The following is a 14,149-nucleotide window of genomic DNA, read 5'->3' as shown; positions in this document are numbered from 1 at the left end:
GAAAACACGACTTCTCCTTGCATGATAAAGGAATTTACGTTAAAGTAAGAAAGGATCTGTGAAACATTATTCTGTTTCACGTAGAAGAAAGGAAAGAGAGATGTTACCTGAAGAATTTAAACAAAAACTACAAGAACAAGGCATTGAATTAAGTGAGAAACAAATGCAACAATTCGCAAGTTACTACGAGACTCTGGTTAGTTGGAATGAAAAAATGAACTTGACTGCAATTACGGAAAAAAAGGAAGTTTATTTAAAGCATTTTTATGATTCAATTACATTGGCTCTGGCAGTGGATTTTAATCCTAAAGGGGCATTGTGTGATGTGGGGTCTGGTGCAGGCTTTCCAAGTATTCCTTTAAAAATAATTTTCCCTGACCTTCAAGTGACGATTGTTGATTCATTAAATAAGCGAATTACTTTTTTAACACACTTAGTGGAGACACTCGAGTTAGCAGGTGTTTCGTTGTTTCATGATCGAGCAGAAACATTTGCTAAATTGAAAGACCAAAGAGAAAGTTACGATTATGTGACCGCTCGTGCAGTTGCTCGGCTGAACGTCTTAGCAGAGCTTTGTTTGCCATTGGTGAAAAAATCAGGGTTCTTTTATGCATTGAAAGCGGCGAAAAGTGAAGAGGAATTACAAGAGGCGCAACCAGCCATTCGTTTACTTGGCGGAAAATTTATTGAAGATAAATTAATTGAGTTACCACTCATTGGTGATGAACGCCATATTTTAGTCATTGAGAAGAAAAAAGAAACACCAAATAAGTATCCAAGAAAACCAGGACTACCAAATAAGCAACCATTAAAATAGGAGGGGTATCCATGGCACGTATTATTTCTGTTGCAAATCAAAAAGGTGGCGTTGGAAAAACGACGACTACCGTAAATTTAGGTTCAAGCTTAGCTTTTACGGGAAAAAAAGTTCTTTTAGTGGATATCGATGCTCAAGGAAATGCGACAAGCGGGATGGGAATTCGCAAACCGGACGTCACGCATGATATTTATGATGTCTTAGTCAATGAAATACCAATCAAAGAGGCGATTACTTCAAGTTCAAGAGAAAACCTCGATATTGTGCCGGCGACGTTACAATTGGCGGGAGCTGAAATTGAATTAACCTCAATGATGGCTCGAGAATCACGCTTAAAAATGGCCATTAATGAAATTAAAGACCAATACGACTTTGTTTTGATTGACTGTCCACCATCATTAGGCCACTTAACCATCAATGCGTTTACTGCCAGTGACTCCATCTTGATTCCCGTCCAATGTGAGTATTATGCTTTAGAAGGGTTAAGTCAGTTATTGAATACCGTTCGTCTGGTCCAAAAGCATTTTAATCCAGAACTCGAAATCGAGGGCGTGCTGCTCACCATGTATGACGCACGTACGAATTTAGGCGCAGAAGTTGTGGAAGAGGTGCGTCGTTACTTCCAAGAAAAAGTTTATGATACAATCATTCCCCGTAATATTCGATTATCCGAAGCGCCAAGTCATGGCATGTCGATTATTGACTATGACATTCGTTCAAAAGGAGCGGAAGTGTATCAAGCACTAGCAAAGGAAGTGTTAGCTCGTGAAAAATAATAAAGGGAAAATTTTAGGTAAAGGGATTGACGCTTTATTTCAAGATTTGGCGAGTTTAGAAGAAGTGGATGTAAAAAAAGAATCCGTAATTGAGATTTCGCTAAATGAGTTACGTCCGAATCCCTATCAACCGCGCAAAACTTTTGATGAAAACTCATTGAAGGAACTCGCAAGTTCAATTGCCCACTCGGGGGTCTTTCAACCGATTATTGTCCGCGAGTCAGCGGTTAAAGGCTATGAAATTATCGCAGGGGAACGACGTTTTCGAGCTTCAAAATTAGCAAAAAAAGAAACCATTCCAGCAATTGTTCGTGACTTTGATGAAGAAGCGATGATGCAAGTCGCTGTTTTAGAAAACTTACAACGTGAAGATTTAAATGCGCTAGAAGAAGCAGAAGCCTATGAAATGTTAATGACAAACTTAAAATTAACCCAGGCAGAAGTGGCTACTCGTCTCGGGAAAAGTCGTCCTTATGTAGCCAATTATCTTCGTTTACTGACTTTGCCAAAACTGGTCAAAGAAATGCTACAAGATGATCGTTTGTCAATGGGACAAGCAAGAACGCTACTGGGTTTAAAAAACAAAGAACAGATGTTAAAATTAGCGAATCGTTGCGTGAAAGAAAATCTTACAGTTCGTCAATTAGAGCAGCAAGTAGCCGCGATGAATGAGGATAAAACGAAAAAGAAAGTTTCACGTATCATCCAAGAAAAACCTTATTATTTACGCGAAAGCGAAGAGAAACTGATGGATAAATTTGGAACGAATGTTGAAATTCATGAGAAAAAAGGGAAAGGGAAAATCGAAATTGAGTACCTTTCGCAAGGAGATTTGACCCGAATTTTAGATCTATTGAATCTCTCGTTTGATGAAGCATAGAAATAAAGGAGTTGTTTTGCATGTATGATTTTGGCGATATTGTAGAAATGAAAAAGCCCCACGCTTGTCAAACCAATCGTTGGGAAATTATTCGAATGGGTGCAGACATCAAGATTAAATGCGAAAAATGCGGTCAAATGGTGATGATGCCCCGGAGAGAGTTTGAAAAGAAAATGAAAAAAGTATTAGTAAAAGCAGAAAAAGAATAGGAAGAGTGAAGAGCATATGGCATTAACAGCAGGGATTGTTGGTTTACCAAACGTTGGGAAATCAACTTTATTCAATGCAATTACAAAAGCAGGAGTAGAAGCGGCAAATTACCCCTTTGCAACGATTGATCCAAATGTGGGCATGGTGGAAGTACCTGATTGGCGTTTACAACGTTTAACAGAGCTAGTAAAACCGAAAAAGACGGTACCAACGACTTTTGAGTTTACCGATATTGCTGGGATTGTAAAAGGCGCAAGTAAGGGTGAAGGTTTAGGGAATCAATTTTTAAGCCATATTCGCCAAGTAGAAGCTATTTGTCATGTGGTCCGTTGTTTCGATGATGAGAATATCACCCACGTCGATGGACGCGTGGATCCACTAGCTGATATTGACACTATTAATTTAGAACTCGTTTTAGCAGACTTGGATTCCGTGACAAAACGTCACCAACGAGTAGCAAAAATGGCAAAAGCAAAAGATAAAGAAGTCTTAGCAGAACTAGCTGTTTTAGAAAAGATTAAACCAGTACTAGAAGAAGGACAATCTGCACGGACCATCGAATTTACTGAAGAAGAAGAAAAAATCGTCAAGGGCTTATTTTTACTAACGACGAAACCTGTGCTATATGTAGCCAACGTCGGTGAAGATGATTTAGCAGAAGGTGACAATGAGTATGTCAAACTCGTTCGTGACTTTGCAGCAAGTGAAAAAGCAGAAGTGATTGTGGTTTGTGCCCGAGCAGAAGAAGAAATTGCCGAATTAGATGATGAAGATAAAGCGGAGTTTTTAGAAGCACTAGGAATCGAAGAGTCAGGCCTGGATCAATTGATTCGTGGAGCTTACGACTTACTGGGCTTAGCGACTTATTTCACAGCAGGTGAGCAAGAAGTTCGAGCATGGACCTTTACGAAAGGGATTAAAGCACCTCAAGCGGCAGGGATCATCCATTCAGACTTTGAAAAAGGCTTCATTCGTGCCGAGACGGTTTCTTTTGAAGACCTAAATGAGTACGGTTCGATGCAAGCAGCGAAAGAAGTTGGACGCGTACGTTTAGAAGGGAAAGAATATATCGTCCAAGATGGCGATGTCATGTTATTCCGCTTTAACGTTTAAAGCAACTTGTTGCACTGCGCAATAAGGCAAAAAGAAGAGAGGGGCAACTCAAAAGATGGAACCAGAAGTATTACGTAGTTACGTTGCAAAAAACCGTGAGTTAGAAAAGCAATTAACCAAAAAAAATCAACAATACATCTTTGATTTAAAAAAATCCTTAGAAGCAGCGAATTTATCCGAAGAAGAAAAAACAGTTGCTTTACATGAAATGTTACCAGTGCTCGTTCAAGAACAAAAAACAGGACGCACTGCAAGACAACTATTTGGGACGGTATCAGAAAGAACAGAACAAATTTTAAACCAACCAGAAGAAGTAAAAGAAACGAAGCCTGTTTTTATGTGGCTAGATAACGCCCTTTTAATCTTAGGTGTCTTTGGTTTAATGTTAGGTATCATGGGCCTCTTCTTCAAAGATAGCGTCCAAGTGTACGGCCTTATTACGCTACTCTTAATGGCTGCACTTGGTGGTTGGGTCTTTTACCTCATGTATAAATATGTTTATCAATATGAACGACCAGGAGCTGATAAAAAACAACGGCCAAAAATTTGGAAAACCGTGCTAATTATGGCAGGTGCCTTCTTGTTTTGGGTCTTAATTATTGGCGTCTCTGCATTAATTCCGCCAGCAATTAATTTTATATTAACTCCAACGGCTTTAGTTGTTGTAGGTGCTGCCGCTTTAGGAATTCGCTACTACTTGAAGAAAAAGTACAACATTGTTGGTAGTTTGGCGCTTCCAAAAGGTGAAGTAACCAAAAAATAAAACAAGGTGTGAAAGAGTTGTCTTTATCATGCCTTATTCGGAAGTAAGGGTAAAGAGCAGACTTTTTCTATTATTTAACAAAAAATATTCGTATCAAACGAGGGAGCGATGATTTTTATCATCGTTCCTTTTTCTTTTTCACGTCTTTTCCGAATAATTTAATGAGTATTTTTTAATCTTCTTCTAGGATAGTTGACTTATAGAAGAATTTTTGCTATTTTCATTAGCAACACAAAAAATGAGGAGTGGTTACGAAAATGTCCAACTGGGAAACAAAGTTCGTTAAAAAAGGGTTAACGTTTGATGATGTCTTATTAGTGCCGGCAGAAAGTCATGTCTTGCCAAATGATGTTGATTTGAGTATTCAATTAGCAAAAAATATCAAATTAAATATTCCAGTTATGAGTGCCAGTATGGATACAGTAACAGATAGTAAGATGGCGATTGCGATGGCGCGTCAAGGTGGTTTAGGAGTCGTTCATAAAAATATGAGCATCGAAGAACAAGCCGGCGAGGTCCGTAAAGTGAAACGTTCGGAAAGCGGTGTGATTATTGATCCTTTCTTCTTAACCCCAGAGCACTTGGTAGCAGATGCAGAAAAATTAATGGCGACATATCGAATTAGTGGGGTGCCAATCGTTGAAACTTTAGAAGATCGTAAGTTGGTCGGAATCATTACGAACCGTGATGTTCGCTTCGTGACAGACTATCACATTCCAATTTCAGAAGTCATGACAAAAGACAATTTAGTGACGGCGCCGATTGGAACGTCTTTAAAAGATGCCGAAAAAATTCTCCAAAAACATAAAATTGAAAAATTGCCAATTGTCGATGAAGCAGGTCGTTTGAGTGGTTTAATTACCATTAAAGATATTGAAAAAGTCATCGAGTTTCCTAATGCAGCAAAAGATGAGCATGGACGCTTATTGGTTGCTGCGGCTGTTGGTGTAACGAGCGATACTTTTGAACGAGCAGAAGCGTTATTAGACGCTGGTGCCGATGCAATTATTATCGACACAGCACACGGACATAGTGCGGGTGTTTTACGTAAAATCTCAGAGATTCGTGCAAAATTCCCAGAAGCTACTTTAATTGCTGGAAATGTTGCGACAGCATCAGGTACCAAAGCACTTTATGATGCTGGTGTAGACGTCGTAAAAGTTGGTATTGGACCGGGCTCAATTTGTACAACTCGTGTCGTGGCCGGTGTCGGTGTTCCGCAATTGACGGCGATTTATGATGCAGCATCCGTCGCACGTAAATACGACAAAACGATTATTGCAGATGGCGGGATTAAATATTCTGGCGATATTGTAAAAGCGTTAGCTGCAGGTGGACATGCGGTCATGTTAGGTAGCATGTTAGCAGGAACAGATGAGTCTCCAGGTGAGTTTGAAATTTATCAAGGACGCCGTTTTAAAACATACCGAGGCATGGGCTCGTTGGGGGCAATGGAAAAAGGTTCCAGCGATCGTTATTTCCAAAGTGGTGTCAATGAAGCCAATAAGATGGTCCCAGAAGGTATTGAAGGCCGTGTAGCCTATAAAGGTAGCGCAGCAGATATCTTATTCCAAATGATTGGTGGTCTGCGTTCAGGTATGGGCTACGTCGGTGCTGGCAATTTAGAACAGTTACGTGAAGAAGCTCAATTCGTTCAGATGAGTGGCAATGGTTTGAAAGAATCACATCCTCACGACGTTCAAATTACGAAAGAAGCTCCAAACTACTCCGTAAAATCTTAGTAGAAATAAAAAGTACTTGAAAAAATTTAATTAACAGATAGTGAAGAACATCATTATCTGAACCAATGAGGTTGCGTTTCTTCTAGCAACCTCATTTTGTTTGTTTTGAAAGGAAAGAAACATGAAAATCCCATGCTTTCGCTTTTTATTTGATTGACAAGAAAAGGGATTCATAGTAATCTTATCTTGTGGTAGTAACCAGTTTAAGTGTGGAAAAATGAGGTGAGAAAATGGAAAAAGGTGGCGTGAAACAACCATTATATAATCAATTAGTCGATTTATTAAAAGAAAAAATCGAAATGGAAATGGAAGCCAATGATATGTTGCCTTCAGAACGCGAATTGACCAATCGTTATGGGTTAAGTCGAACGACGGTCCGTTTAGCTCTACAAGAGCTAGAAAAACAAGGCTATATTTATCGTCAACATGGCAAAGGCACGTTTGTTTCAGATATTCGAAAGCAGGCGACGAACTTATCAGGTACCTATAGTTTTACAGAACAAATGATTCATTTGGGTAAGACACCAGAAACAAAAATTTTAGAATTTGAAACGATTGAGGCCAATAAATATTTGGCAGAACAGCTAGGCCTTTCATTGGGAGAAAAACTAATCAAGTTAAAGCGCTTACGTTCCGCAGATGGACAACCGATGATGTTAGAACGTTCTTATTTGCCTGCAAAAAAATTTTTATCTTTGTCGATAGAACTGTTAGAAATGAAGCCCTTGTATGATCTGTTCTCGCAAGAGTTCGATCAAACCATTCGAGTTGCGAATGAGGAGTTTTTTGCATCAATTGCGAAATCAAAAGATGCAAGGCAATTACAAATTCCTGAAGGCGCCCCTGTTTTACAATTGATTCGAACAACCTATAATACGGAAAATGAAATTATTGAGTTTACCTTGAGTGTGGCTCGAGCCGATCAATTCCGTTATCGAATCACGCACGTTCGAACACCAGAAAATTAAAAGAAACGAGGAGAGAGGGCAATGATTTTAACAGTTACACTAAATCCTTCGATTGATATTTCCTATCCCTTGGCACATTTACAATTGGATACGGTGAATCGAGTGATGGAAACACAAAAAACGGTAGGTGGAAAAGGTTTAAATGTGACTAGGGTTTTGCATCAACTCGAACGAGAAGTACTTGCAACTGGGTTGTTGGGCGGCCATCATGGAGCATTCATTGAAAGCCAGTTGGAACAAGAAGGGATTGGACACGACTTCGCTGAAATTGCTGAAGAAACCCGAAATTCGATTGCCATTTTGCATGATAATGGACAACAAACGGAGATTTTGGAAGCTGGTCCAATGATTTCAGAAGAAGAACTGTCCCGTTTTGAACAGAAATTTCTTAAAAATCTTGTTGGAAAACAAGTGGTCACACTTTCTGGTAGCGTGCCACAAGGTGTACCGACAACTTACTATCGTCACTTGGTGGCATTAGCAAAGGAACGAGGAGTTGCTGTTTTACTCGATACGTCTGGTGATAGCCTTAGACAAAGTTTAACAACTTCCATAAAACCTGATTTGATTAAACCAAATTTGGAGGAATTGACCGGTCTACTTAACGAACCTTTAAGTTTAGAAAATCTGGAGGCCTTAAAAGAAGCTTTGAACCAACCATTATTTGAGGGAGTCGACTGGGTAGTGATTACATTAGGTGGCGATGGCGCGCTCGTTAAACACCAATCAACTTTTTATCGGGTATTGATCCCTACGATCGAAGTAGTTAATCCAGTAGGTTCAGGTGATGCAACGATTGCTGGTTTTGCAGCAGCTTTGAGTCAAGGAGCAGCCGTTGATGAATTATTGAAAACCGGCATGGCGACAGGGATGCTGAACGCTCTAGAAAAAAGAACCGGTCAAATTGCTGTTGAAAATTTTGAGCAATTAAAAGAGCAAATCGAAGTCGTAGAAGTATAGACAAGGAAGTGTGAAAACAGTTGTTTTACTCTGAGAAACTGGAGGGCGATTCGAACAACGAGCTTTTTTAATCGCTCAAGTTTTCTGCTAATTAGTCAAACAATGATAAAATAAAAAGGTGTTGTGACAGATGTCACAACACCTTTTTAAATTTTTCTTTGATCGGCTTGACCAAAATATTGATAGAGTGGTCGGGTATTATATTCAAGTAATTCTTCAATCGTTGCAAACTGATAGCCCTCGTTAATTAAATGATCAATAACAGTTTCTAGTGCATCAGCAGTTGCTGGCTGAATATCATGCATTAAGACGATTCCACCAGCATTTGACGTTTGTTGAATCATTTGAATGACTGCATTCTTACTTTTTGATTGCCAATCTAGTGAATCGATATTCCACTGAATAATCGGTTTACCGATGACTTGAGCAACTGTAGGGTTGACTGCACCATAGGGCGGTCGGAACGTCTTTGGTAAGACCCCCGTAGCATCAAAAATAACTTTATCTGTATTTTTTACTTCATTTTCAATTTCTTTATCAGAAAGCCCCGTTAGTTGTGGGTGAGAATAAGAATGACTCGCCAGTTCATGTCCGTCCTCATGGATTTGTTTGACTAAATCTGGATACTCCTTGGCATTTTGTCCAAGCATAAAAAAAGTTGCTCTTACTTTCTTTTTTTGGAGAATCTCTAAAATTTTAGGCGTTGTTTTTGCCATCGGACCATCATCAAAGGTTAGGGCAATGTATTTTTCGTTTGGATCTAAGGTTCGAACTTGATCAGATAAAAATTTAGGATTGACTAGGTCGGTTCGAATGAACGATTGAATATCCTTGTAAGGCAAACGAATATCGGTTGCACCTAAGTCATTTTTAGGTAGTGAAATTTCTAAAGCATCGGGCGTATAAGTCATTTTTGTTTCCCAGTTTATTCTCGGGAAGTCAAGGACGTCGTTAATAATTTTTTTCGGTTCTTTCGCCTCGTCTAGAAGTCGTTGTTGAATGACTTGTTGGATTCCAAGGAGATTGGCTTCTTCTGAGATTAGGTCTTGACTCGTAATCGGTTTTCCCGTTTTTTGATTCAAATAGGTCGGTTCGCCGGCAGTTGTTTTTAATTGTTTGAATGTGTTTTCTTTTGGCGTCCACTGGTAAGTATCGACAGTGACACGATAAGAAGTGAGCTGCTCGGTATAGTTTTCAAAACCTAAACGCCCAATTAAGATGGTTGGTTGGTTGGGTTCATATTTTTGGGTAGCTTCATCCATTAATCGCGCAACTTCTTTTTCGAAATTATCAATTGGAATGTTTTCTGCTTCCGTAGGTAAATAAGTCACTTTTGTCACTTTGTCTGTTTCTGCTATTTTTTCTGTGGTTTCTACCCCTGTTTGTTCTTGCTTTTTTTGACTATGCTTCAGGATATCGCTTGTTTCATCTGCAATTTGTACTTTTAATTGCTGTTGCTCGACCGTATATAATATTCCTAGTCCGACACCAATCAATATTCCAGCACAGCCTAAAAGTATGAGAGAGCGAAGGTAAATTTTTCTCGATAGCTCTTTCTTTTTCAGTAAACGTTGTTCGCTTCTCTTAGGCGTACTTTCTTTATTTTTCACGCAATCACACCTCAATTTTTCATTCAAATTTTAATCTTTATGTAACGATATTGTAACATAAAGACAATAAAAAAAGCTTGATTTTTAGAAAAAATCAAGCTTTTTGTTGTTCAATCTTTGTCGCTTTACTTCTCAATTTTTGTTAGTCCGCCCATATAAGGGACTAATACTTCGGGAACGGTCACTGAACCATCCGCATTTTGATAGTTTTCTAAGACAGCTGCCACTGTACGACCGACAGCAAGTCCAGAACCATTTAAGGTATGGGCATAGTGAATTTTCCCATTGTCATCACGATAGCGAATCATCGCACGGCGCGCTTGGAAATCTTCACAATTGGAGCATGAGCTAATTTCACGATAAGTATCTTGTGCAGGGATCCAAACTTCCAAATCATATGTTTTAGCAGCAGAAAATCCCATGTCACCAGTACATAGTGTTAAGACACGATAAGGTAGATGAAGTTTTTGTAAAATACTTTCCGCATCTGCGGTCATTTTTTCCAAGGCTTCATAAGAGTTTTCTTTGTCGCTAAACTTAACCATCTCGACTTTATTAAACTGATGGAGTCGAATGAGTCCGCGAGTGTCGCGACCTGCACTTCCGGCCTCTGAACGAAAAGCGGGACTTAGCGCCGTCAGTGAAATGGGCAAATCCTTTTGCTCTAAAATTTCTTGACTGTAATAATTCGTTAGTGGTACTTCTGCAGTTGGAATTAAAGTGAGGTCCGTGTCTGCTAATTGGAAGACATCTTCTTTAAATTTCGGGAATTGTCCAGTACCAAACATTGACTGGCTATTGACAATATAGGGCGTTAACATTTCGGTATAGCCATGTTCATAAATGTGTTGATCAAGCATAAAGTTATAAAGAGCGCGCTCGAGTCGTGCGCCAGCTCCTTTATAATAGACAAAACGACTTCCAGAAACCTTTGCTCCACGTTCAAAATCTAGAATATTAAGGTTTTCTGCCACTTCCCAATGAGGCTTCGCTTCAAAATCAAACGTTTGTGGTGTTCCCCAACGCCGTACTTCTACGTTGTCGTCCTCGTCTGATCCAACAGGGACACTATCATCTGCTAAGTTGGGTAAAGTGGTAGCAATCATTTTTAGTTCTTCATCAATTTCATGTAATGAATGATCGATTGTTTTAATTTTCTCACCGACCATTTTCATTTCATTGATTTTATCCGTTGCATCTACTTTGTCTCGTTTCAATTGGGCAATCGCACCAGAAACGTCATTCCGGTATTTTTTCAATTCTTCGGTTTCTACGAGTCGTTCGCGCCGCTTTTCATCAAGCGCTAAGAAACGGGTTAAAACTTCTGCTGGGACACCACGTGCCACTAACTTTTTTTGTACTTGTTCGAAATTCTGACGAATCATTTTTATATCTAACATTTTATTCCCTCCTAAAATAAGTCTAAAAAAAAACTATTCCACCCCACGCTAAATGCTTGGGACGAAATAGATTATTCGCGGTACCACCCAAGTTCGGCTCATCGCCGCCCTTGTATCCCTTGTAACCAAAGGGAAGGTCTTTCTTTCAAAAGATGCTACGTAAGAATTGGATTCCATGCGATTCTATACTGATTTCCACCAACCATCAGCTCTCTATTATATAGAAAGAACACGTACTAGATTCTCTGCAAGAAGATCATTTAATTAATTTTAGCATAGCGGAAAAGGACGGAATCGTCAACTACTCTTTGTTTTTTTTTCCACGGATGTTATGACTTAGAGGTAAGTGAATAATAAAGGATGTCCATTGCGGATTAGACTTGGCATAAATATAACCACCGTGCAGTGCAATAATGCTCTGAGAAATCGCAAGACCAAGCCCAGTCCCACCGGTTTCTTGTGAACGAGATTCCTCCACTCGATAGAAACGATTGAATAAGGAATCTAAAGAATGTTTGGGAATCATTTTCCCGTTGTTTTTTACAGTAATAATGGCTTCTGTTCCGACTTTCTCAATTTCAATTAAAATCAATGTCGCACCTTTCCCATACTTTAGCGCATTTGTGATTAAATTATTAAAAACGCGAACCAGTTTGTCGGTATCACCATCCATTAAAAGTTGAGGTGCAGTCGCCACTACTTGAATCTCGATCCCTTTTCGGTTTGCTTCTAATTCAAATTCAATCGCTAATTGTTCAAGTAATTGCACCATATCAAAATTCATCGTGTGAACCGGGACGCTCGGTTGGCGAACTTTTGTATACTCAAATAGATCTTCAACTAATGAAGTCATTTGTTTGGCTTTTACATAGGCAGTATGGGTATATTTTAATAAATCTTCCTCAGAACGATATTGTCGATCTTCAATTAATCCTAAGTATCCAATAATTGAAGTCAAGGGTGTACGGATATCATGACTAACATTGGTAATGAGTTCATCTTTTGATTGTTCGATTCGACGTTCTTCTTCAATCGCGGCCACTGTACTATCAACAAGTCCATTAATGCTAGTGACGATTCGACTTAAATCGCCGCGTAACTCAAAAGGAATGCGATGGTCGTAATTTCCGCTGGCAATATAATGAAGTTCTGAAATGATATGCCGAAGTTGCATCTGTCGATAACGGCGAATGAGTCGCCAATACAAAACAAGAAGATCAATAATCAAAAAAAGTGGAATCGTCAAATTCTTTCCATTTAAGAAAATTGTTGAATTAAAGTTTCGCACAAAACTACTTCTTGTTTCAAAAATGGCATCATTTAATGAAGGAGAATGATCAATCAGTGATGAAAAAAGAACAACAATAGAAACATTAATTAATAGTAACAAAATAATTGTAACGATTCCTTCAGCAAATAGTTCACTGATTTCTTTTGAAGTTAAGGTGATTCTTTTCTTTTTTTCGATTCGTTTACTTGGCATCGATTTTATATCCAACTCCCCAAACGGTTTGAATGACTTTTTCTCCACCAGTGGCTACCTCGATTTTATCGCGTAAATGACTGACATGAACCATGACGGTTTTTGCTGAAACAACACTCTCTTGCTTCCAGACGCGCTCAAAAATCTCATCTGCACTAAATACCCGGTTAGGGTGGGAGGCAAGTAAATACAAAATTCCAAATTCTAAGGCAGTTAATTGAATATCTTCACCATCAATTGTTTTTACTTCGTGAGAATCTCGATTAATAATGAGAGAACTTACTTCTAGTACATCCGGTTGTTCACTCTCAGAAGACATTTTTGTTCGGCGCAATAAGGATTTCACCCGGGCCATTACTTCTAAGGGATTAAACGGCTTTGTTACGTAGTCATCGGCTCCTGCAACCAATCCTTTAATTTTATCCATGTCCGTCGTTTTCGCTGTCAACATGATAATGGGGATTTGTGATTCCTTTCGAAGCGTTTTGACCACTTGCATCCCATCCAGTTCAGGCATCATAATATCTAAAATAAGCAGACCGATATCTGGAGTTGCTCGGACCTTATCCAAAGCCTCTTGTCCATCGTAAGCTTTGACCGGTTCATACCCCTCATTATGAAGATAAATACTAATTAGCTCTACGATTTCTTTGTCATCATCTGCGACTAAGATTTTCATATTTCTACCTCCTAATCTTTTTTCTACCCTTATCTTATCAAAAAAACAAAAAAATAGATAAAAAACCTATCAATCTTTAGAGAATATCATGAAATTAGTTATTAAAAAAACAAGTGCTTTGTAGGTAAAACGAACATTATTGATTTAATCCTGCTTTTTCATCCTTGTTTATCACGTATACGCGAATAAAAGCAAGACATAAAAACAAAGAAAGGGTTCTAAAACAAAACGTTGATATATAGGCGTTTAAATGGTTGACGAGAAGAACGAAAATTGGTATATTATTAACTGTTGAAGCGAGAAGTTATCTGATTTTGTTTTTAGAAAAATATTTTGAAAAACGATTGACAAATAACAATCATCTTTGATATGATATACAAGTTACTGTGAGTTATAAATAGCATTATTTAAAAACTTGTATTTAATTAACTTAATAAAATAAGTTAAAAAAGTGTTGACAATTAGTTGTTGCACTGATATGATATAAGAGTTGCTAAAACAACAAGCGACAAAATAACGTAGACCTTTGAAAACTGAACAAAGCAAGCAAACGAACCAAAGTGTAGGATGTTTCTATTAATAGAAACAAACACAACAAGCAAGCAATTAAGCTAGCAAAATTTTTGAGCTTAACAATCGAAAGATTGTTTCAACTTTTTTAATGAGAGTTTGATCCTGGCTCAGGACGAACGCTGGCGGCGTGCCTAATACATGCAAGTCGAACGCTTCTTTTTCATCGAACTTCGGT

General features: G+C 38.6%; 13 protein-coding genes, 1 rRNA gene and 1 other annotated feature. Of the genes, 10 read left to right on the top strand and 4 right to left on the bottom strand.

Annotation, left to right across the window (positions count from 1 at the left end):
- Positions 1-100: 100 nt before the first annotated feature.
- The 9 genes from rsmG to ACYSNO_RS08795 all read left to right on the top strand — a co-directional run bounded on the left by rsmG (position 101) and on the right by ACYSNO_RS08795 (position 8,229).
- Complete coding sequence (rsmG, locus tag ACYSNO_RS08835) at positions 101-817, top strand: 16S rRNA (guanine(527)-N(7))-methyltransferase RsmG (protein ID WP_461730714.1); 717 nt, start codon at positions 101-103, stop codon at positions 815-817.
- An 11-nt stretch (positions 818-828) separates the two neighbouring features.
- On the top strand, positions 829-1,593 hold the full coding sequence (locus tag ACYSNO_RS08830; protein ID WP_461730713.1) for a ParA family protein: 765 nt from the start codon (positions 829-831) through the stop codon (positions 1,591-1,593).
- Positions 1,583-2,473 carry a ParB/RepB/Spo0J family partition protein gene (locus ACYSNO_RS08825; protein ID WP_461730712.1) on the top strand — a complete coding sequence of 297 codons (891 nt, stop codon included), beginning with the start codon at positions 1,583-1,585 and terminating at the stop codon, positions 2,471-2,473. Before ACYSNO_RS08830 ends, ACYSNO_RS08825 begins: the two co-directional genes overlap by 11 nt.
- 20 nt (positions 2,474-2,493) lie before the next feature.
- Positions 2,494-2,682, top strand: a complete 189-nt coding sequence (locus ACYSNO_RS08820; protein WP_461730711.1) for a DUF951 domain-containing protein — start codon at positions 2,494-2,496, stop codon at positions 2,680-2,682.
- A 16-nt stretch (positions 2,683-2,698) separates the two neighbouring features.
- Positions 2,699-3,796, top strand: coding sequence for a redox-regulated ATPase YchF (ychF, locus tag ACYSNO_RS08815; RefSeq protein WP_461730710.1), 1,098 nt, complete (start codon positions 2,699-2,701; stop codon positions 3,794-3,796).
- Between the two features lie 55 nt (positions 3,797-3,851).
- A complete protein-coding gene (locus ACYSNO_RS08810; RefSeq protein WP_461730709.1) occupies positions 3,852-4,559 on the top strand; it encodes a DUF1129 domain-containing protein in 708 nt (235 codons plus the stop codon).
- A 257-nt stretch (positions 4,560-4,816) separates the two neighbouring features.
- Complete coding sequence (guaB, locus tag ACYSNO_RS08805; protein WP_461730708.1) at positions 4,817-6,301, top strand: IMP dehydrogenase; 1,485 nt, start codon at positions 4,817-4,819, stop codon at positions 6,299-6,301.
- Between the two features lie 230 nt (positions 6,302-6,531).
- Positions 6,532-7,269, top strand: a complete 738-nt coding sequence (locus ACYSNO_RS08800; protein ID WP_461730707.1) for a GntR family transcriptional regulator — start codon at positions 6,532-6,534, stop codon at positions 7,267-7,269.
- A gap of 21 nt (positions 7,270-7,290) precedes the next feature.
- Complete coding sequence (locus ACYSNO_RS08795; RefSeq protein WP_461730706.1) at positions 7,291-8,229, top strand: hexose kinase; 939 nt, start codon at positions 7,291-7,293, stop codon at positions 8,227-8,229.
- A gap of 146 nt (positions 8,230-8,375) precedes the next feature.
- On the opposite strand, the gene ACYSNO_RS08790 is transcribed toward ACYSNO_RS08795, so the two are convergent.
- The 4 genes from ACYSNO_RS08790 to croR form a co-directional block, all read right to left on the bottom strand.
- Positions 8,376-9,839 carry a polysaccharide deacetylase family protein gene (locus ACYSNO_RS08790; RefSeq protein WP_461730705.1) on the bottom strand — a complete coding sequence of 488 codons (1,464 nt, stop codon included), beginning with the start codon at positions 9,837-9,839 and terminating at the stop codon, positions 8,376-8,378.
- 125 nt (positions 9,840-9,964) lie between these two features.
- On the bottom strand, positions 9,965-11,239 hold the full coding sequence (serS, locus tag ACYSNO_RS08785) for a serine--tRNA ligase (RefSeq protein ID WP_461730704.1): 1,275 nt from the start codon (positions 11,237-11,239) through the stop codon (positions 9,965-9,967).
- Positions 11,240-11,293: 54 nt separating this feature from the next.
- Positions 11,294-11,498, bottom strand: a binding site (T-box leader).
- 42 nt (positions 11,499-11,540) lie between these two features.
- On the bottom strand, positions 11,541-12,722 hold the full coding sequence (locus tag ACYSNO_RS08780; protein WP_461730703.1) for a sensor histidine kinase: 1,182 nt from the start codon (positions 12,720-12,722) through the stop codon (positions 11,541-11,543).
- On the bottom strand, positions 12,712-13,401 hold the full coding sequence (croR, locus tag ACYSNO_RS08775) for a response regulator transcription factor CroR (RefSeq protein WP_461730702.1): 690 nt from the start codon (positions 13,399-13,401) through the stop codon (positions 12,712-12,714). Before croR ends, ACYSNO_RS08780 begins: the two co-directional genes overlap by 11 nt.
- A gap of 657 nt (positions 13,402-14,058) precedes the next feature.
- On the opposite strand from croR, the gene ACYSNO_RS08770 reads away from it, so the two are divergent.
- Positions 14,059-14,149 (top strand): 16S ribosomal RNA (locus ACYSNO_RS08770); the annotation flags it as partial.

The sequence above is a fragment of the Enterococcus sp. LJL98 genome, from assembly GCF_054871745.1.
Note: the sequence above shows the minus strand (reverse complement) of the source record. Positions and strands in the feature narration are given on the sequence as shown.